18 protein-coding genes are annotated in these 20,977 nt (G+C 35.9%); 2 read left to right on the top strand and 16 right to left on the bottom strand.

Translation table 11 applies throughout. The features are described from left to right. Window position 1: 1 nt before the first annotated feature. From SBH76_RS02105 to tkt, 3 genes are all read right to left on the bottom strand, one after another. A complete protein-coding gene (locus SBH76_RS02105) occupies window positions 2-451 on the bottom strand; it encodes a MarR family winged helix-turn-helix transcriptional regulator (protein WP_198006706.1) in 450 nt (149 codons plus the stop codon). A 71-nt stretch (window positions 452-522) separates the two neighbouring features. Beyond that, window positions 523-1,932, bottom strand: coding sequence for an amidophosphoribosyltransferase (locus tag SBH76_RS02100; protein WP_317976616.1), 1,410 nt, complete (start codon window positions 1,930-1,932; stop codon window positions 523-525). 65 nt (window positions 1,933-1,997) lie between these two features. Continuing rightward, window positions 1,998-3,989, bottom strand: coding sequence for a transketolase (gene tkt / locus SBH76_RS02095; RefSeq protein WP_317976615.1), 1,992 nt, complete (start codon window positions 3,987-3,989; stop codon window positions 1,998-2,000). A 246-nt stretch (window positions 3,990-4,235) separates the two neighbouring features. Here tkt and rpmB point away from each other — a divergent pair, with 246 nt between their 5' ends. Further along, window positions 4,236-4,421: a 50S ribosomal protein L28 gene (gene rpmB, locus SBH76_RS02090; protein WP_007592637.1), complete on the top strand. Its 186-nt coding sequence runs from the start codon at window positions 4,236-4,238 to the stop codon at window positions 4,419-4,421. A 62-nt stretch (window positions 4,422-4,483) separates the two neighbouring features. On the opposite strand, the gene fsa is transcribed toward rpmB, so the two are convergent. From fsa to SBH76_RS02040, 10 genes are all read right to left on the bottom strand, one after another. Then, window positions 4,484-5,134: a fructose-6-phosphate aldolase gene (fsa, locus tag SBH76_RS02085; protein WP_009664108.1), complete on the bottom strand. Its 651-nt coding sequence runs from the start codon at window positions 5,132-5,134 to the stop codon at window positions 4,484-4,486. A 79-nt stretch (window positions 5,135-5,213) separates the two neighbouring features. After that, window positions 5,214-6,257, bottom strand: a complete 1,044-nt coding sequence (locus tag SBH76_RS02080; RefSeq protein ID WP_317976614.1) for a hypothetical protein — start codon at window positions 6,255-6,257, stop codon at window positions 5,214-5,216. Between the two features lie 22 nt (window positions 6,258-6,279). Beyond that, a complete protein-coding gene (locus SBH76_RS02075) occupies window positions 6,280-6,825 on the bottom strand; it encodes an HdeD family acid-resistance protein (RefSeq protein ID WP_317976613.1) in 546 nt (181 codons plus the stop codon). Then, a complete protein-coding gene (locus tag SBH76_RS02070; RefSeq protein ID WP_317976612.1) occupies window positions 6,825-8,162 on the bottom strand; it encodes a tetratricopeptide repeat protein in 1,338 nt (445 codons plus the stop codon). The genes SBH76_RS02075 and SBH76_RS02070 overlap by 1 nt, the downstream gene beginning before the upstream one ends. Before the next feature lies 1 nt (window position 8,163). Then, window positions 8,164-8,304 (bottom strand): hypothetical protein, encoded by a 141-nt coding sequence (locus SBH76_RS02065; RefSeq protein WP_007592648.1) that lies wholly within the window; start codon window positions 8,302-8,304, stop codon window positions 8,164-8,166. After that, the gene (locus tag SBH76_RS02060) at window positions 8,301-9,503 is read right to left on the bottom strand and encodes a bifunctional folylpolyglutamate synthase/dihydrofolate synthase (protein ID WP_317976611.1); all 1,203 of its coding nucleotides are present in this window, start codon (window positions 9,501-9,503) and stop codon (window positions 8,301-8,303) included. The genes SBH76_RS02065 and SBH76_RS02060 overlap by 4 nt, the downstream gene beginning before the upstream one ends. A gap of 1 nt (window position 9,504) precedes the next feature. After that, complete coding sequence (locus SBH76_RS02055) at window positions 9,505-12,147, bottom strand: valine--tRNA ligase (RefSeq protein WP_317976610.1); 2,643 nt, start codon at window positions 12,145-12,147, stop codon at window positions 9,505-9,507. 11 nt (window positions 12,148-12,158) lie between these two features. Then, a complete protein-coding gene (locus SBH76_RS02050; protein ID WP_317976609.1) occupies window positions 12,159-12,977 on the bottom strand; it encodes a tetratricopeptide repeat protein in 819 nt (272 codons plus the stop codon). Further along, window positions 12,968-14,197, bottom strand: a complete 1,230-nt coding sequence (locus SBH76_RS02045) for a DUF5716 family protein (RefSeq protein ID WP_317976608.1) — start codon at window positions 14,195-14,197, stop codon at window positions 12,968-12,970. Before SBH76_RS02045 ends, SBH76_RS02050 begins: the two co-directional genes overlap by 10 nt. Window positions 14,198-14,258: 61 nt before the next feature. Next, on the bottom strand, window positions 14,259-17,816 hold the full coding sequence (locus tag SBH76_RS02040; protein WP_317976607.1) for a DUF5717 family protein: 3,558 nt from the start codon (window positions 17,814-17,816) through the stop codon (window positions 14,259-14,261). A gap of 177 nt (window positions 17,817-17,993) precedes the next feature. Between SBH76_RS02040 and SBH76_RS02035 the strand changes: the two genes are divergently transcribed. Further along, window positions 17,994-18,521 carry a DUF4364 family protein gene (locus SBH76_RS02035; RefSeq protein ID WP_007592661.1) on the top strand — a complete coding sequence of 176 codons (528 nt, stop codon included), beginning with the start codon at window positions 17,994-17,996 and terminating at the stop codon, window positions 18,519-18,521. Window positions 18,522-18,545: 24 nt separating this feature from the next. Here SBH76_RS02035 and SBH76_RS02030 read toward each other — a convergent pair whose 3' ends face one another. Genes SBH76_RS02030 through SBH76_RS02020 form a run of 3 tightly spaced genes read right to left on the bottom strand, consistent with a single transcriptional unit; the run spans window position 18,546 to window position 20,976 of the window. Then, window positions 18,546-19,256: an ABC transporter ATP-binding protein gene (locus tag SBH76_RS02030; protein ID WP_317976606.1), complete on the bottom strand. Its 711-nt coding sequence runs from the start codon at window positions 19,254-19,256 to the stop codon at window positions 18,546-18,548. An 8-nt stretch (window positions 19,257-19,264) separates the two neighbouring features. Beyond that, window positions 19,265-20,017: an ABC transporter ATP-binding protein gene (locus SBH76_RS02025; protein WP_315086938.1), complete on the bottom strand. Its 753-nt coding sequence runs from the start codon at window positions 20,015-20,017 to the stop codon at window positions 19,265-19,267. Beyond that, complete coding sequence (locus tag SBH76_RS02020; RefSeq protein WP_317976605.1) at window positions 20,017-20,976, bottom strand: branched-chain amino acid ABC transporter permease; 960 nt, start codon at window positions 20,974-20,976, stop codon at window positions 20,017-20,019. The genes SBH76_RS02025 and SBH76_RS02020 overlap by 1 nt, the downstream gene beginning before the upstream one ends. Between the last annotated feature and the right edge of the window lies 1 nt (window position 20,977).

The raw sequence follows: 20,977 nt of genomic DNA, 5'->3' as shown, positions 1-20,977 counted from the left end.
TTTAAGCTTTATTCTGTTTAATACATCTGTTTACTTTTAATAATGATTTCATCAATATGTCCATTTCATTGTCTTCCAAGTCTTCAAGCATTGAATTGACCATCTGATCGTACAGCTCTTCATTTCTTGAAAAAGCCGCTTCACCTTTTGATGAGAGGTTTACAAAAACCACTCTCTTATCCTTTTCGGATCTCTCTTTTATAACATACCCTTTTCTTACAAGGCTGTTTATTGAAATCGTCAAAGTCCCTATGGTAACCGCCAGCTCCTTTGCAATCATTGACATATTCTTTTTTTCATTCATTCCTATAGCTCGTATTACATGTATATCATTATTGGTCAAATCCTTAAACTCGGAAGCACGTAAAACGCTTTCCTCATAATCAAGTATATCATTAAATAACTTAACAAGGATTATTTTAAATTCCTTTGAACCCCTCAAAATACTCATCCTTTTCGTATTGCATAAAACACAACACCTGATTTATCAAACCAATATTATACTAAATTTATTACAGAATATCAAGCTTCCTTACCGTTCCAGCAATATGTACACAACTTACATGGGCTTATACCTATGGATTCTGTTAAATCATCAAGTCTGTGAAACCTGAGGCTTGAAAAGTTTTGAATCTTTCTGATTTCCTCAACCATCTCTTCATAGTTTTTGCTGTTCGGATCGGCATAGTCAAAGAGGAGTTCTTTGCTTACATTATCCCCCTCTCTTTCTCTTATTATTCTTCTTGTAATCAAATCATAGTCGGATTTCGACCTTGAAAAGTTAAGATATTTACACCCGAATAAGAGCGGAGGACATGCCGGTCTGACATGTACCTTCTTTGCACCTGAATTATACAAAAACTCTGTGGTTTCTCTTAACTGTGTGCCTCTGACTATGGAATCGTCTATGAGGAGTATATCATTATTTTCTATAAGTTCCTGTACCGGTATAAGTTTCATCTTGGCGATAAGATTTCTCTGACTTTGATTTGTAGGCATAAAAGACCTTGGCCATGTAGGTGTATACTTTATAAAAGGTCTGGCAAAAGGTATACCCGATTTATTTGCATAACCTATGGCATGCGCGGTACCGGAGTCCGGAACTCCGGCTACAATATCCGCATCTACATTATCTCTTTTTGCCAAAAGTTCACCGCATTTATATCTCATGGTTTCTACATTTACACCCTCATATGAAGCTGTCGGATAACCGTAGTATACCCATAAGAACGAACAGATTTTCATCTCGGATTTTGCAGGCGATATTTCTTTTACCTTATCCGGTGTGATAAATACTATTTCTCCCGGTCCAAGTTCCTTATAAAAGCTGTATCCCAAATTTAAATATGCATGATTTTCAAATGTAATACAGAATGTATCTTTCTTGTGACCTATAACCAGAGGCGTCCTTCCGAATTTATCTCTGGCGGCATATATACCCTCCTTTGTCATAATTACAACAGTCATGGAGCCTTTTATTGTTTCCTGTACGTACTCAAGTCCCTCTTTGAAGGAAGGCATTGAAGAAATCAATGTGGCCACAAGCTCATTGTCATTTACACGCCCGCCGCTCTGCTCCTGGAAATGTACTCTGCCGTCTTTATAGAGTTTTTTTATTATCTCATCATGATTGCTTATTTTGCCGACTGTAGTTATAGCATAGCTGCCCAGATGTGATTGTATCAAAAGCGGCTGCGGATCTTCATCCGATATGCAACCTATTCCCATATACCCACGCAAATCTTCCACATCTTTTTCAAACTTTGTTCGAAACGGCGAGTTTTGAATATTGTGGATTACTCTGTTGAAATACTCTCCGTCAAATACAGCCATTCCGGCACGTCTTGTTCCAAGATGCGAGTGATAGTCAACCCCGAAAAACAAGTCCATAACACAATCATTTTTTCCTACTACACCAAAAATACCGCCCATGTTTTTTCCTTCCCTAAATAAGCACAAAAACAGATATAGAAATTCTATATCTGTTTTAATATTATTTATTGATTAAATACTTCTTTAGCTGTAGTTACAACATTTTCCTTTGTAAATCCGAACTTTTTGAAAAGCAAATCCTGAGGTGCAGATGCGCCGAAAGAATTCATGGATATTACTCTTCCGTCAAGACCTGTATATCTATCCCATCCAAAGCTTGATAAGGCCTCTATTGCCACTCTGTTTCTTACATTTTTCGGCAGTACTTCTTCCTTATACTCCTTGCTCTGTGCCTCAAACACATCCATACACGGCATACTTACAACTCTTGTAGATATATTATCCTTCTCAAGCTCTGCTGCAGCTTCAATGGCAAGTGAAACCTCGGATCCTGACGCTATTAAAATCGTATCAGGTGTAGACTTTGAAGCTTCTTTTATAATATAAGCTCCCTTAAGCGCTTTCTTTCCGCTTCCGTCAAGCTGCGGAAGATTCTGTCTTGTAAGCACAATAGCTGTAGGTGTAGACTTTGAAACCATAGCCGCATACCATGCCGCAATTGTCTCTCTCGCATCGGCAGGTCTGAATGTGTTGAAATTAGGCAATGATCTGAGCATTGCAAGCTGCTCTATAGGCTCATGTGTAGGTCCGTCCTCGCCGACACCTATAGAATCATGTGTAAATACAAATATTGTAGGAATATTCATAAGCGCAGAAAGTCTTGCCATCGGCTTTGTATAATCACTGAATACAAAGAAGGTGGCACAATATGCTCTAAGTCCGCCATGTAATAAAATACCGTTTGTAATAGCGGTCATTGCAAACTCTCTTACACCGAAATGTATATTTCTTCCTGAAAAATCATCCTTTGAGATATATCCTTCACCGTTCATTACAGTCTTGTTTGAAGGTGAAAGGTCCGCAGAACCGCCTATAAGATTAGGGAATATATCCTTTAATCTGTTAATAATGCTTCCTGAAATATTTCTTGTAGCTGCAGGTGCATCATCCCATGCCCAGAACTCATCATTATCTATTAAAGAAGCATTGATTTCAGAGTAATAGTTATCCCATTTCTTTGCATCTTCAGGATATTTATTTTCATACTCCTTAAAGAGCTTATTCCACTCTTCTTCAATCTTTTCATTCTTTTCATTTATTTTATTAAAATTCTCATATACATCGGCATCAACTTTAAAGCTCTCTTCCGGATTGAAACCGAAACCTGACTTAAGTGCGGCAAGCGCTTCACTTCCAAGAGGCTCACCATGTGCTCCTGCAGTTCCCTGCTTCTTTCCCGCACCATATCCGATTACCGTATTTATCTTAATAAATGAAGGTCTATTCTTATCTGATTTAGCCTCTTGTATAGCCTTTCCGATAGCTTCAAGATCGTTTCCGTCCTCTACCTCTATAGTCTGGAATCCGAAAGCCTTCATTCTGTCCACTACATTCTCTGTAAATGCTATATCTGTACTTCCTTCAATAGAAATTCCGTTTGAATCATAGAATACAATAAGCTTTGAGAGTCTAAGTGTTCCCGCAAGTGAAAATGCCTCTGATGATATTCCTTCCATCAAGCAGCCGTCACCGCCTAATACAAATGTATAGTGATCCACTATATCATAACCTTCTTTATTAAATACACTTGCCATATGTGCTTCAGCCATAGCCATACCTACAGCCATACCCATACCTGCACCAAGCGGTCCTGTAGTAGCCTCTACACCTACTGTATGACCGTACTCGGGATGTCCCGGAGTCTTTGAATCCAGCTGTCTGAAACTCTTCAAATCATCCATGCTCAAATCGCCATATCCGAAGAGATGGAATAATGAATATAAAAGCATTGAACCATGACCTGCAGACAGAATAAATCTGTCTCTGTTTGCCCAATCAGGGTTCTTCGGGTTATGCTTCATATGATTTGCAAAAAGTTCATATGCAATCGGGGCGGCTCCCAAAGGCAATCCCGGATGACCTGACTTTGCTTTCTCTATACCGTCTGCACTAAGAACTCTTATGGTATTTACAGACTTGATGTCAATATTATTCATTTCTATGCTCCTTTTTACATAACAATACGATTTTTCAGTTCATAAAGATAATCTAAAATTTCGCTCTGAACTCCAATCTTTTTCATTTTACCACAATATAATAAATTATAAAATGTCTTGCAAATAGTATTTTTATTTGGTAAAATATATCCGTTATGGATTTTGCACGGGTTTTTCCCTATTGTGATGAAGTCCAATCCAAAATAATTATAAATCTTTATAATTAAAGTTAAAGGAGGTGTAACCGTGGCAAAATGTTCAATATGCGAAAAAGCTGCTCATTTTGGTAATGCAGTAAGCCATTCTCATAGAAGATCCAACAAAATATGGAAGGCTAACGTTAAGTCAGTTAAGGTCAAAACAGAGGGTGGATCTAAGAAGATGTATGTATGTACTTCATGCCTTCGTTCAGGTTTTGTAGAGCGTGCATAATTAATACTTGAGAATACGTATTCAAACAATAAAAAAGAGCCCGTAAAGGCTCTTTTTTATTGTTATTTAACCGACTTCTCATAGTCCGCTATGAATTTTTCAATTCCTGCTTCTGTAAGAGGATGATTTAACATAGACTTAAATACGGAATAAGGCACTGTTGCAATATCTGCTCCTGCCTTGGCACACTCAAGTACATGCATATTGTTACGCACGGATGCGGCAATTATCTCAGTCTCTATACCGTGAATTTCAAAAATCTCAACGATATCCTCTATCAAAGAAACACCTCTTGTTCCCACATCGTCAAGTCTTCCAAGGAATGGTGAAACATAGCTTGCACCTGCTCTTGCAGCCAAAAGTGCCTGCAGCGGTGTAAAGATTAAAGTGCAGTTTGTGGCAATTCCCTCTTTACTGAGTGCAGCTATTGCCTTCAGGCCTTCAGCAGTCATAGGAATCTTTACAACCATATTTTTATGGATCTTTGCAATCTCTCTGCCCTCGGCTATCATATCCTCAGCCTTTGTAGTCGTAGCCTTTACCTCACCGCTTATAGCCCCGTCTACAATGTCTGTGATTTCCTTGATAACATCCTCAAATTTTCTTCCTGACTTTGCAACTAATGAAGGATTTGTTGTAACGCCTGCTAACACGCCCCAGGCAGCAACTTCTCTGATCTCATCCACATTTGCGGTATCAATAAAAAATTTCATACATACACCTCACATATATTTTTATTCTATTTTACCACTTTTGTGTACTGTTTCAAAGTATTATATATATAATATTAGACTAGTTTACAGGAATAATCCATTTGTGGACTCCATATTCAATAACTTCACCACCTTCTGAGTAAATAAAATATAAATAATCCGATATATCTGAGCTTATTCTATAATAATCTGCATTTTCAATCTCAAAAACAGGCTCTCCCAAATAATCTCTTACCTGTACCTTCTTTAAATATTCGTTTTCATTAGGTAATAAACCCAAATTATATAGTAACTCACCGCCGTTAATATCTTCTTTACTTGGATGCACTACAATCGCTGATACTTCCGGTTCACCCGATCCGTTGTTTTTAGGTGTCAGTTTAAATGAGGTGTAACTGTTTTCATCTCCATAAGTATAAACAGATTCCAAATCATCTTTCTCTTCTTTTTTATCAGGATCTCCATTCCTCTGTATCAAGGTTTCTTCATCAGAACCAAGTCTGATACGATTATAAAACAGTCTGTCTGCATATATTGCATTATTAAATTCCAATAATTCATTATAATAACTTCGATTTTCTTTCATGTACTCAAAGTTTATATTTTTTTGTAATAAGCTTTCTCTGCTTATTACATCGACTCTTTTTTCATCTGTTCCTTCTACATATTCTTTGGGAATATTAACTTCTGTTTTAATATATGAAATGTAGTCATTTTCAAGCATCAATAACATACTGTTATTGAATTTAAATGTATTAAAATAAGGAGAATGATACAAAGGGTTCTCAGGCAGTTTCAGCTCTTTTGCCTTATCATATATTTCATTATATTCTAAAACAAGTCCGACACCTATGTCTGTATTTTCTATTTTTGCATCCTTTATTTCAAGATAATCTGCCAACATCGGCAGCTTATTTATTATGCTCTTAATGTTTTCACTGTCAGCATTTTTATCAATGGACAGCTCATGTAAATTTTCATAAGGAAAATAGTTCTTTTCTACTGATACTTTTTGGGTCACCTGATTTCCCTGTACATTTACAGCGGTCCTGCTACATCCCACTAAAGCAAAAGCGATACAGCTCAATACTACACATATCGATAATTTGTTTTTAATATTCATACTATTCTCCTTATTGCTTTATTTATCTCAACTTCCTCTCCATCCTGTTTAATCTAAAGAATCTGAATATTGCAACCACAGCCTGCACTATTAATGAAACCCCGAAAAGTACTGAAATATAGCCTGCCACAAATACAGGATTTATCACAAGAATGATACCGAGTAATAAATCAATTATCGCAATGAAAATAAGTCTCTGACCTATATTCTTTTCAAACTTCACTACTCTCATTCCCATAAATACTCTGCTTATTCCGATAAGAAGTAACCAGATACCTGCTACCACTATAAAAGCAACGGACAATCCTAAAGAATCTTTTACCGCAAAGTATATTCCTGCCGCAACAGATAAAATACCTTCAATCAGTCGCCAAATACTTCTGCCTTCTCTTTTCTCAGACAGATAAGCGCTTATTTGAGAAATTCCCTCTATTAAAAGCAGCACACATAATATAATATTTATTGTACCTGCAATAAACAAAGGATTTACAATCACATATATTCCAACTATCAAGAATATTATTCCTGAAAAAAGCGAAAAATATTTTGCACTTGAAATATTATTCATCAATAACCTCTTTCTTTCTTTGATTCATTTGCAAACCTGTCATCAGGATAATTTGTAATAATTTCTGTAAACAGATTGTTTGCAGTATCAACATCTCCCATAGTCTTGTATGCCAAAGCTTTCTTATACTTGGCTTCCACATAATCCGGTGATATTCTGAGAGCGGCGTCATAATAGCCTATCGCTCCGGCAAAATCACCGGATTTGTTAAGTCCGTCCGCCACCTTAAGTAAAAGTTTAGGACCCTCATCTCTCATCTTAGGTGCCATTTCGGCAAATGTGCCTGTTACGGATATGCCTAAGCCGTTGTCGACATCTGTAAGCTGACCCACATCCAGATTTGAGAATATCTCGGCAGCTCTTGTATAATTTTTTGTATTGTACTCTTTTATAAGACCTAAGAAATAAACATACTGCAAAAGCTTATAGTTCATATTCTCAGTTGATGTGTTATTAACTTCTGTAAGTTTATTTACCTGTTCGTTCAATCCTTCATTTTCACTCTTCAGTGTTTCCATGGATAAATTTACATCATTAAGTTGTTGTGATATCTCTACAATTTCTTTATTATGTGCATTATTTAATGCCACCTTCATAGTAGGCATATATAAAAATACCATTGCACAGGCACCGACTATCAATCCTATACCTACATTGATAGCTGTAAACATTCCCGAATAATTCTTATATATCTCGGTCACAGGCATACCGTTATTTACATTTTCTACAGATTTTTCCTTCTTTACCGGACTGCCGATAACACTTAGTTTTTCTTTCCTTGAATTTTTTTCAGTCAGAGGTTTCATCTCTTCAAGATAAGTGATAGCCTTAGTATTGAATCTGTCAATTGCAAGCACATTCTCTAAAAGCTTTTTTGCCTCACTTGATTTTCCTTCTCTGATATCAAGAAGTGCCAGTGCGAGCATTGCCTTTACAAAATGCGGCCTTATATCTACAGCCTGCTTTAATGTTATCCTTGCCATATCATAATTTACAGTCTTTATTTGAGAAATCGCCTTATTATATTTTGAAATGGCATCCTGTGATTTTTCCAGGTAAGCGGATTTATTTCTCAATTTTTGCAAATAATTCTGTGCCGGATTGTTTATAGGATTAATATTTATACTTATAACCCATGAAATCAAAGCCTTGGTCTCTTCACCCATTTCAAACTGTATAAGTCCGTATAGATTTCTGGCATCGGTATTTTTCTTATTCAATCCCAAAGATATGCTTAACGCATTCAATGCGGAAGATAAATTCCTTTCCTTTGCAAGAGACAATCCCAAATTATAATAACCGTTTGATATCTGTTCCAGACGTCTGTTTTTCTTCATATCAGCCCTTTACTTGCTCTTTCAACAATTCCATCAAAATATCATTCATATCTGAAATATCACTTTTTGCTATAATATCCTCCACTGCGGAAATATCCGGTGAAGGCTTAAATTTTCTTAATTCTTCCTCAAAATCTATCATCTGTTTCCCTCTAATATCTCTCCCATTAAATATAATGAGCCAACACAAAACAAAATTTCATCATCAGCCTTTTCTTTTTTTGCTTCGTTAAAGGCCTCTATACTGCTATTATAGCAACTTATCTTTGACTGTCTTTTATTTTTTTCTAAAAGTATATTTAAGCTATTATAAAGCTCATCCGTAGAATTGCTTCTGTAAGAATTCATGGCTGTCAGATAGTATTTTTTTACCTCAAGCTTGGAAGTAATAATATCAAAAATCTTTTCCACCTCTTTATCCTTTACTACTGAGATCAAAAGCTTGATTTTCTTATTATTTACTTTTGCAAGCTTCATTGCATTTTCTGTAAACTCTATAATTGCCGGTTCATTATGTGCTCCGTCAATAATAATATCCTTTTCTATCTCTTCCATTCTTCCATGCCATACAGTCTTTGTTAAAGCTTCATCTATATTATCTATAGTATTAAGCAGCTGCCCCGCTCCAAGTATAGCAAGTGCAGCCGCTTTCTTTTTGTACTTTACATATGTAAATTTCAGGCTTTCATAGTCAAAATCGGAAAGCGGTATTATTTTTGCAGCTTTAGATTTTGCAAATTCTCTTATTATCTCATTTGCCTCTTCATTTGAGTCGTCAAAGATTACTGTGGAATTATGCTTAATAATACCGGCCTTTTCATAAGCAATTTCTTTTATACTGTTGCCGAGAAATTGCATATGGTCCATTCCTATACTTGTAATAATACTTAAAGTGTCCTCGAAAACATTTGTTACATCAAGTCGCCCACCCATTCCGGTTTCAAGTATTACATAATCCGGATTTGTTTTTGAAAAAAATACCGTTGCGATATAGAAGATATATTCAAAATATGTAGGTGCCGTACTGTTACCTGACAGCTTTTCTCTAACATATTTTGATATACTCTCAAGTTCTCTATCGCTTATTGGTGTCATATCAAGCAATATTCTTTCGTTTACTTCTATCAAATGAGGGGAGATAAATGTTCCCACCTTCGTATGATTTTTTATAAGAATATTACTGAGATATGCACATACGGAGCCTTTCCCGTTGGTACCTGCCACATGTATTACTTTCGGCAGCTTTATACCCAGAATTTCAATATTCTTTCTTACTTCCGAAAGTGAATTCTTTTTCTTGGCCCACATGGGAATGCTCTCTATATATTCTTTTTCATTCATATCAGTCGGCTAATCTTGCAAGCTGCTCTCTTACCTGTGAAAGCATCTGCTCATAGTTTTCAAGCTTTTTCTTTTCTTCATCTATTTTTGCCTGAGGCGCTTTACTTACAAACTTCTCATTTGAAAGCATACCTGTTGATCTTGCCACCTCGCCTATAAGCTTCTTTTCTTCTTTTTTCAGTCTTTCAACTTCTTTTTCAATATCTACAAGCTCTTTTAAAGGTAAACATATGGATGCATTCGGTATTGCAACTCTTACAGAGTCCTTCTCAACAGTACTGTCATCCGAATCTATTATAAGCTTATCAAGTCCTGCAAGCTGCTTAAAGAAATCTCCGGCACTTTCAAATGTATCTCTTATCTTTTCACTTTCACTTACGACAATTCCCTTTGCCTTATGTGAAGGCGGTACATTCATAGATGCTCTTACATTTCTTATTGCTCTTACGGCCTCTTTTATAAGCTCGGCTTTATTTTCATCATCCTCAAAATTGTATTCGGGATTTTCTACCGGCCAAGGCTCAATCATTATACTCTTTACATCTTCATTTACAGTACAATAGATTTCCTCTGTTATGAAAGGCATAAACGGATGTAAAAGCTTTAGAATAGTATTTAAAACTTCTGTAAGTACTGCAAGCGCAGTATCTCGTGTTTCGTCTTCCTTATTCCAGAGTCTTACCTTTACCATTTCGATATACCAGTCACAGAACTCTTCCCATGCAAAGTCGTATATCTTTGAAAGTGCTATACCAAGCTCAAACTTATCAAGATTTGTTGTAACTTCCTTTATAAGTTTGTTTGCCTTTGAAAGTATCCACTTATCTGAAAGCATTAGCTTTGAACTGTCTATTTTACCCGGCTTGTCCTCACCTATGTTCATCATGATAAGTCTTGCGGCATTCCAGATTTTATTTGCAAAGTTTCTGGCACTTTCCACTCTCTCATAGTAGAATCTCATATCATTTCCGGGTGCATTTCCTGTAATAAGCATCATTCTGAGTGCATCCGCACCGTACTTGTCTATTACCTCAAGCGGATCGATACCGTTACCGAGAGATTTACTCATCTTTCTACCCTCGGAATCTCTTACAAGTCCATGGATAAGAACCGTGTGGAAAGGTGATTTTCCGGTCTGCTCATAGCCTGAGAACACCATTCTTACCACCCAGAAGAAAATAATATCATAACCTGTTACAAGAACATCCGTAGGATAGAAATACTTCATTTCCTCGGTATCCTCAGGCCATCCAAGTGTTGAGAAAGGCCAAAGTGCTGATGAAAACCATGTATCCAAAGTATCCTCATCCTGTACAAGCTCATGGCATCCGCATTTCGGACAGCTTTCAGGTTTCTCTCCGGCAACAGTTATCTCACCGCATTTTTCACATGTATATGCAGGTATCTGATGTCCCCACCACAGCTGCCTTGAGATACACCAGTCTCTTATATTTTCAAGCCAATGCAAATATGTCTTTGCATAGCTTTCAGGTACAAACTTAAGTTCTCCCGTCTCAATCGCCTTTATAGCCGGCTTTGCCATCTCGTTCATAGCCACAAACCACTGCGGCTTTATAAGCGGCTCTACAACTGTCTTACATCTGTCATGTCTGCCTACATTGTGACTGTGAGGAACCACCTTTACCAAGAGACCTGCTTCTTCAAGATCCTTTACAATAAGTTTTCTTGCCTCATATCTGTCAAGTCCGTCATACTTGCTTCCCGGCATATCAATAGTTGCATCATCATGCATTATATTAATTTCGCCCAGATTATGTCTCTTTCCTACCTCGAAGTCATTAGGGTCATGTGCAGGTGTTATCTTTACACATCCTGTTCCGAACTCTTTATCAACATATTCATCCGCTACTACAGGTATTTCTCTTCCTACAAGCGGTAAAACAAGCTTCTTACCTATAATATCCTTATATCTTTCATCCAAAGGATTTACCGCAACCGCAGTATCTCCAAGAAGTGTCTCAGGTCTTGTTGTAGCAATCTCGACAAATTTTCCTTCTTCTCCCACAACAGGATACTTTATATGCCAGAAATTACCGTCCATCTCAATATGTTCAACCTCGGCATCTGAAATGGATGTTTTACAAACAGGACACCAGTTTATAATCCTGTTACCCTTGTAAATATAGCCTTTTTCATACAATCTGAGGAAAACTTCTTTTACAGCCTTTTGTCCCTGTTCGTCCATGGTAAATCTTTCTCTGTCCCAGTCTGCAGATGAACCAAGTCTTTGAAGCTGATTGATTATTCTTGTACCGTAATCATTTCTCCATGCCCAAGCTTCCTTTAAAAATCCTTCTCTTCCAAGCTCGTGCTTATCCTTGCCCTCGGCTTTAAGCTTTTCAATAACTTTTACCTCTGTTGCAATAGCCGCATGGTCCGTTCCCGGCTGCCAAAGTGCCTCATATCCGGCCATTCTCTTATATCTTATCAGGATATCCTGCATGGTATTATCAAGTGCATGTCCCATATGCAACTGACCTGTGATATTCGGCGGCGGCATTATAATTGTAAAAGGCTTTTTATCCTTATTTACCTTTGCATGGAAATACTTTTCTTCCAACCATTTTTTGTATATTCTGCCCTCGATTTTTTCGGGGCTGTATGTCTTTTCCAATTCTTTCATATCTACCTGCCTTATTTCATATTTCTGTAATCCGCTTTTAAATCAGCGATATAATCATCTAAAACTTTTTTCTTCCTTGCCGTATCTTCCGTCTCGAATATAGAATTTATATTCTTTATTCTTTCACTTTCTCCAACGCCTTCCAATGCTATATCAAAAGCTTTCTTTGCTTCGCCTGCCAAACCGGCTTTTAAGAGTTTACTCATTTCCTCATCATTGTCTTCTTCATATGATGCTGTAAATATTCTTTTAAGGAAATATATTTCCATCAAAATCACATCATCATTTGTAAGTTCATATGACTTTTTCAGCGCATCCAAAGCCTCTTCATACAAAAAGAGATTTGCATAAATAACACCGAGATTATGATACACACTTCCAATAAAACCGTTCTCAGCCTTTGTATCCATATCAAGGATTTCCAGATAGTACTTTTTTGCCAAATCATACTTTCCTATATAAAACATATAGTCCGCTCTTTGCTTGGCAACTTCATGTACCGCCATTTTCTTTATCTTTCCCATGACATTTCTGAAAATAATTGTCTCGGCATTATTGTACAGACTGCATGAATCAATGATATATACCAAAATATCCTCATCAGCCGTTCCGTTGGACATTTTCCTTTTCACATTATCGGCTAAGACTTCCAAATTCAACTCATCCCTTATAAATTCAACCAAGGTATCACTTACTATTCCCTCGGTGACTAAAATAGGATTCTCAAATATTATATAGCATAACTCTTCATAACTGTGTATATCAAGCGATAATACTTCTATATGGAAAGGCTTTTTTACTTTTAAGGCTTCACACAGTATCAATCCCATATATTTACCTCGATATTTCTCTTTACATCGGTAGGCGGATACATATCTCCAAAGCCTGCGTCCTCAATTTCGACATCCATGATTTTATCATCCCGAAATTTTGTTCTGAAATAAAATCTTCTGGTCTTTATAGGCCTTTTTGGTAGAAAGTCCAATACAATAGGAATGTTTTTCTTGACCTTACCGTCAACACCTACCACACTGATATCTATTACTTCCTTCTCATCCGGTATCATTAAAAGTTCGGTATCCGGTTCACCCCAAAAGTCTCCCGCCTTTGCAAGGTATATCTTTCCGTCTTTACCGTTGTTCTCCACATTTATAAAAACATCCGACCTCAGTCTTCCTTCACAAAGTGCAGTTAAATTATATATGGAGTTCTCACTTGCAAGGTCAACACCTTTAAATGCCGCACCTTTTGCGAAAATATTTGTATCAAGATATACCTTACCTCTTGAACACAGGTAACTTATAAATCCGTCTGCCCACTCATGTTCCGCAAATACCTGCCCTGTAAGAAAAATAGATGAAAATTTTTTCTTATCCATTACTTTCTCGGCAACTGAAGTCAAAATCTTATCTGCAAGCTTGGCTCCTGAAGGATTATTAAGTATCTGCAAGTTAAAAGCCTCATCCATATTTTCGGACTCCGCATTAACAAGCAGTTTCCTTGAATTTCTGTTTACAAGCATTTCATAGTATGTAAGACTTACATCCGAAAGATCGTACATTCCCACTTTATTGTTCCATATATCTTTTTTTAATGAAAGAACAAAATAGATAAAGCTTTCTTCCTTGCTTATTATATGTATATGGTTCGGTTGATATCCAAGCCCTACAAAGGCCTCCCTTATATCACCGACTATCTCTTCTTCCAAACCTGCCATAGCTACAACTACTTCCTCAGGCTTTTCCTTATATAATTTTTCCATTCCGGCATTTATTATTTCTCTGAAGTAAATCTTTAATATTTCTTTTCCTTCATATCTTGTACCGTCAATGGTTGCTATACCGTCTTTTCTTGTCAATTTTAATAATTTATCGGTAATTATACCTTTTCCGTCCAATGCCAAAGCATAAGCATCTTCACCCACTACCCAGGCATCTTCACCCTTTTTTTTGCTTATCACAGTGGGGAAAATTAATGCTTCATCATCAGGGTAAAATATAAGATTTGTACTTATATCCGATAAAGCGATTCCAAGTACCTTCGGATTCATCGTATCTCCCATTTTATATAAATATCAAATGTAAATATATGATTTACATTCCTTTCATTTTTTATATCAGTGTAAATAAATTAGCTACCAACTCGTCTTTATACACAAACTCGGTCAATTTTTCCTTAAGTTCTTTCTCTTTGTCTTTTGGCAGTTCCTCTATATCATTTATAAGAATAAACCTGCTCTCTCCGGCATTATCCCCTTTACTGAATTGAACACAGTCATTTACTGAAACTTTCATATCGCCGTCTTCATTTTCAAGAATCTGATATTCCCATATCTCGTCAGAAAAAATCTTCTTATATTTAACAAATATATTTTTATAGATATTGGGAAACTCCTCCTCAATAAAATCATCACTTAAAGGAAAAATTCTTGACTTCAATATAACCGAATCTTTCTTTGCCTTGTATTCAACAAAAGCAGATTCCAGTATATCTCTTTCAACAGGTACAAACTTTGACAGATTTTTAAAATACGAAAATACCATTCCCATATCGCAAAGATTATTTACTATCTGCTCACATAGTCTTGTCTGCTTAAAGTTAAGATTATCCTTTTTTGAATAATACTTTGACAATGCCAGCATATAAATATTCGGAAACTCCTTTATATCGTCAACATCACTGAGTCCGTCTTCCAGATACTCAAATATATTGTCTTTTATGTTTTCATCATTCATGAAGAATAAATCACTCTTTACAGTAAAATATGCTCTTATGATTATATCCGTAACTCTTTTTCTCTCAGTATAAATTCCGAAAGCCTCATCCAAATCTGCTGTCTGATTTGAAAAAAGCATTTGTATAAGCAATCTTTCTTCAAAATCATATGTTTCTATATTTTTCTCAACACATAATTTCAGACAATCCAACATATTTTGTGTTTTTCCGTTGTATACCTTTGCAATAAATTCCAAAGTTTTATCTGTGTACTTTTCATCCTTATAAAGATTAAAAGCCATCAAAGCAAGTATTTTATTTTGATTAAATGCTTCATCGTCAATTGCCTTAATAATGAGCTTAAGTAATTCATCTTTTTTAAAATTATCGACTCCGAAGAATTTAACTACATCTATTGCCTCTTTTACATTTCCGATATTCATCAATGTATCACAATACATAAAAATATTGTCTTCATCCAAATTCATCTCCGCCGTCTTATATAGAAGCTTAAAGTTAATCTCTTCTTCCTTCTCTGAAGCTTTCCATAAATGTTCAATAAGCTTTGATAAAAGTATATTTTTAAATCTTGAATCAATGTCTATTTCATCCAATACACCTTCTATTAAAACTATATCTTCATCACTGATTTCACTTTCTTTTGCAATCTTTCCAAGCATCTCAAGCCTGTGCATATCATGATTTTTATCCAACTCATAAGACCTGTCTATAAGATTTTGCATATGGAATATCTTATCTACAGTCAAATTTTTTGGATAATATCTGTTGCCCTCACAATCCTCTACAAGGATAATTGCATTTTCCGAATACAGTGCTACAAAAGCCCTGTTATTCACAAGTTCATATTTCTTTTCACCGTTCAGTTCCGGATATACAACCACTATAGAACCCGCTTTACCTTCAGGCACTCTCACATCATATGAGTTCATTAAAAACGGAATGATTTTTGCCAATCTTTCATCTATATCATCATCTTCAAGAATTCCGGAATAGATATTTATAAGATGATCATCCATTTTCAATTTCATTGCATTATCAATGGTAAAAATCTTTATTCTCTTTATAAACTCTCTGTATACTTCACTGTTATGTGGATAAAACTCTACGATATTTTCAAATATCTTCACCTTAAAGTCATCAGCCATCGAGTTTATTCTTTCAAAATGCTTCAGCACAGATTCAGGTATAGGTAAATCATATTTTTCCGGAAGCGAGTAAACAAAATACTCATATATGCCTTCCACCGGCAATCCCTTTTCAATACATCTTTCGTACCATGCATTTACATACTTTTTTCTTACATTACCTTTTATAAAAATCTCACATATATCTATAAGAAGTTCATTGCTTGGCAATGCATTGTATATTGAAAGAAGAATATTTAATATAGCTCCGTTAATTTTCTTTGTCTCTCTTACAACGGAGAGTATTTTCTCCGAAAGATTAACCGATATAAGATTATTCCTTATACCGAAGCTAAGCGCCAACACTTCAAATCTTGTACAGCTTGTCAAAAGATGTGGATTCTTACAGAGTAAAAGAGCATATTCCATCATCAATATTTTTGACCTGTCACCAAGCTCAAAGGCTCTCTTCAAAAACTTCTGTCTTTCCGCCGGGTTGTCTGCAAGACTTTCATCAAGATTTAATACAAGCATAAATTCAATGTTTGAATGATATTTCTTATATAAATCCTTGATAAGCTTTGTAAGATCTCTCATCTTTTCGGCATCCGGATACATATATGTATCCAGGTATTCTAAAATCAGATACTCATCTCTGAGTTCGTGCCTGTTCTCTTTTATTTTTGAATCCAGACTGTTGATAATAGACTTTGCCGTAGCCTTATCTCCCTGCATCAGGTATATTTCAGCCTTTAAAAGCTTTACCAAAAAACTCCTGTATGTACTTGCCTGTAATCTGTCCAGTACCGCAAGCATTTTAAATAAAATCTCATTTTTTTCAATTTTATCGCTGCAAAGTTCATGCTCAACTCTAAGCTTTACATAACTGATCCACTGTTTTCTTTCAAATATTCTTGCTTCTCTTTGATATTCTTTTTCAAGATTTTTATTTATTACAACTTCAAGATATTTTTCATTTAAACCGTTACCAAACCTTATACTCGCAACATTTTTTCTGTCTTGCAAGAGTTCGGAATCTATAGTAAATCCCAGTTCAAAAGTATTATCTTCAAAGTTTTCGTTTTTAATTTTATCCGTATTTAATTTAATAAAACCTGCATTTGTTGATACGTCAATATCCAGCAAACCCCAGTTTTCTTTGTGAACTTTGACGGTATAAACTTTATCTTCTTCTACTGTATTTAAATAAAGCGAATCCGATTCAAGCAAAAAATTCACTGCTTCTTTATTTCCCACAGCCTGCAGGAAATTTTCAAGGTTTAATCTGAAGTTATTACCCTTATTAAGTACCTCATAAATCTTTTGATATCTCAGATCTTTCATAAAACCTGACTTACAAAAGTCTTTATACATAAAAATAGCCAATGCAATATTTATGTCTTCCTTTGCAATGACCATAAAATCGTCCACTGTCTTTAATGACTCAAGCACAAGTACAGTATCGGTATTTTTTATATAAAAAGTATAGGGTATATCTCTTTCTCCGGCATTTGTTACCAAAGTTATAATACCCTCTATTTTTTCTTCTCCGCTCAAATTCTTCGAGTTGATCTCAAGTACAACTTTGTTCTTTATTCCGCCAAAAGTTGCATCGACCACTCTTACTCTTATATTGTCGGAATATGCCACTCCTCTCAGCGGTACTTTGTTGTCACTTCGTACCTCTATTTCAAAGCGAACGGCTTCATCCATCTTTATAGGCAGTTCTATATTATCCGGCTCACAGACCAATATAGGTAATTCTTCTTCAATAATCCCTTTTGCCAAACGATTGATTCGCTCTCTCATTTATACACCTCTTCCATAAACCATAACCTACATTTTATCATAAATAATAATGAATTTCTATATCTAATCGGCAGTTAGTAATCCACAGACAATCGAATAAAATAACCGGTAATGTATTACACTTTACATAATATCCCATTTGTTGTAAAATCTTTATATTACACAGGAGGTCCGACGATGCTCTCAGAACCGATGACTTTATATAAGTTAATGATACTATATATGTTAAAACAAGTTAAGTTCCCACTTACAAACTCAAATATATCCGACTTTTTTGTCAGTAAAGAATATACTACATATTTTATAGTCCAGCAGGCTCTTTCAGAGCTTTTGGAATCAAACTTACTGAGTGTCGAGAATATAAACAACAATTCCAGATATGAAATGACAAAAGAAGGCAAGGAAGCCCTCTCTTTTTTTGAGAAACAGATCTCTCCGGCTATAATTACAGATATAAACGAGTTTATACAGACAAATAAATTCCGTATGAGAAATGAAGTTTCCACTACAGCAGAATATTATAAGCTTCCGGGAAACGACCTGATTGTACACTGCGAAGTTTTAGAAGGTAAAACCCCACTTATAAATATAGAAATAAATTCCCCTGATGAAGAACAGGCCAATATTATGAAAAACAATTGGCGCTCATGCAGTCAGGATATCTATCAGTACATTATGAAAAGACTTCTCGGAGGCATGGAATAAAAAAGGACACTTATGTGTCCTTTTTTATTCCCCAAGATATGCTTTCTTTACACTGTCATCATCCATAAGTTTCTTTGCATCTCCGTCAAGAACTATATTTCCTGTTTCAAGAACATAGGCTCTGTCGGCAATACTAAGCGCTTTCTTTGCATTTTGCTCAACCAAGAGTACCGTAGTACCGCTCTCATGGATTTCTCTTATAATATCAAATATCTCATTTACATAAAGCGGTGACAGACCCATTGAAGGCTCATCCATCACAATGACTTTAGGATTACTCATAAGAGCTCTTCCCATTGCAAGCATCTGCTGCTCACCGCCTGAAAGTGTGCCTGCAACCTGAGTCTTTCTCTCAAAAAGTCTTGGGAATCTCTTATAAATTTTCTCAAGACTCTCTTCAATTCCGGCCTTATCATTTCTTATATATGCGCCGAGTTTCAGATTTTCAATTACCGTCAAATCTCCGAAAACTCTTCTTCCCTCAGGCACATGTGCCATTCCGAGCTTAACAATATCATGTGCTTTGGTCCTGGTTATATCCTTGCCGTCAAACTCGATACTCCCTTCTTTTGCACTGAGAAGTCCTGTAACCGTATGCAAAATAGAAGTTTTACCCGCACCGTTTGCACCTATAAGAGCAACTATTTCACCTTGATTGACGCAAAAACTTGCACCCTTTACAGCCTTGATCATTCCATAGTTCACGACAAGATCTTTTACTTTTAATATTTCCATCGTTCCTCCTACTCTCCCAAATATGCTGTAATTACATCAGGATTATTAAGCACTTCACTCGGTGTTCCGCTTGCAAGCTCGGTACCGAAATTAAGTACAGTAAGTTTTTCACAAATTCCAGCCACCAGCTTCATATCATGCTCAATCAAGAGAATTGTAAGATTATACATATCCCTTATTTTTCTGATAGTTTCCATCAGTTCTTCCGTCTCATTAGGATTCATACCTGCCGCCGGCTCATCAAGCAAAAGCAAAGAAGGACTTGTAGCAAGAGCTCTTGCTATCTCAAGCTTTCTCTGCTCGCCGTAAGGAAGATTTCCGGATAATACATCCTTTTTAGAGCCGAGTGAAAATACATCCAGTATCTCCAAAGCAAGATTATCCATTTCCTTTTCCTTTTTGGAAAATCCGAACATATGAGTCATGGATGTAAGCAGAGGATATTTTACCTTTTCATGCAATGCCACTTTTACATTATCAAGAACCGACATATTTGAAAAAAGTCTAATATTCTGAAAGGTTCTTGCAATACCCATATTATTGATCTGTGTAGGTGTTTTTCCGTTTATAAGATTTCCGTCAAGTCGTATTGTACCTCCGGTCGGCTTATATACTCCTGTCAAGAGGTTAAAAACTGTAGTCTTTCCCGCACCGTTCGGTCCGATAAGACCGTATAACATTCCTTTTTCAATATTAAGATTAAAATTGTCTACCGCCTTTAATCCTCCGAATTGAATTCCAAGATTCTTACACTCCAGCATTAATCCTCCTTTCCAAGTTTCCTAAAGGTTTTATTTAGTGATAAATTCGCCTTAAACTTGCTGTTATTAAATATCATCATCAAAATCAATACTATAGCATAGAGCAACATTCTCAAATTGTCCGCACCTCTTAAGAACTCAGGTAATACTGTAAGTATTATTGCGGATATTATTGAACCCGGAATATTTCCCATACCTCCAAGAACCACAAATACAAGTATCTCAATTGATTTATTATAATCAAAAATATTAGGTTTTATAATGCCCACATTATGAGCATAAAGTGAACCTGCAAGTCCTGCAAAACCTGCAGCTATAACAAAAGCACTTACCTTATACTTACTTATCTTTATTCCTATAGACTCCGCCGCGATATCATTGTCACGAATTGACTTTATCGCTCTTCCGTCTCTTGAATTTATAAGATTTGAAATCAGCACTATACATATTACCATGATGATAAATACGACTGTAAAATTATTGTAATCGGAATATAAAGGAATCTTACTAAGTCCCTTTGATCCTCCCGTAAAATTAAGATAATTTATAACAGACTTTATTATCTCTCCGAATGCAAGTGTTACTATAGCCAAATAGTCACCTCTAAGTCTAAGTACAGGTACGCCTATCAAAAATCCGAAAACAGCCGCCAATATACAACCGCAAACCACGGCTATAAAAAAGGACAGCGCCGGAGGTAAAAAGCTTGTATTGATGGAAATCAAAGCACTTGTATATGCTCCTATTGACATAAATCCTGCATGGCCCAATGAAAGCTCACCTAAAAATCCTGTTACAAGATTCAGTGAAACAGCCAACATTATGTTCACACATATAGGAACTATCAAGGATTTATATTGTCTGCTGAGTATTCCCGAGTTTATCAAAGCAAATACCAATACATAGGCCAGTAACATTATAGCTATATTAAATATAGTTTTTTTATTTAATATCTTCATA

It is taken from the genome of Lachnoanaerobaculum sanguinis, assembly GCF_033242365.1.
Classification (GTDB): Bacteria; Bacillota; Clostridia; order Lachnospirales; family Lachnospiraceae; genus Lachnoanaerobaculum; species Lachnoanaerobaculum sanguinis.
The sequence above is the reverse complement of the archived record's forward strand: the minus strand, read 5'-3'. Positions and strand labels throughout refer to the sequence as shown.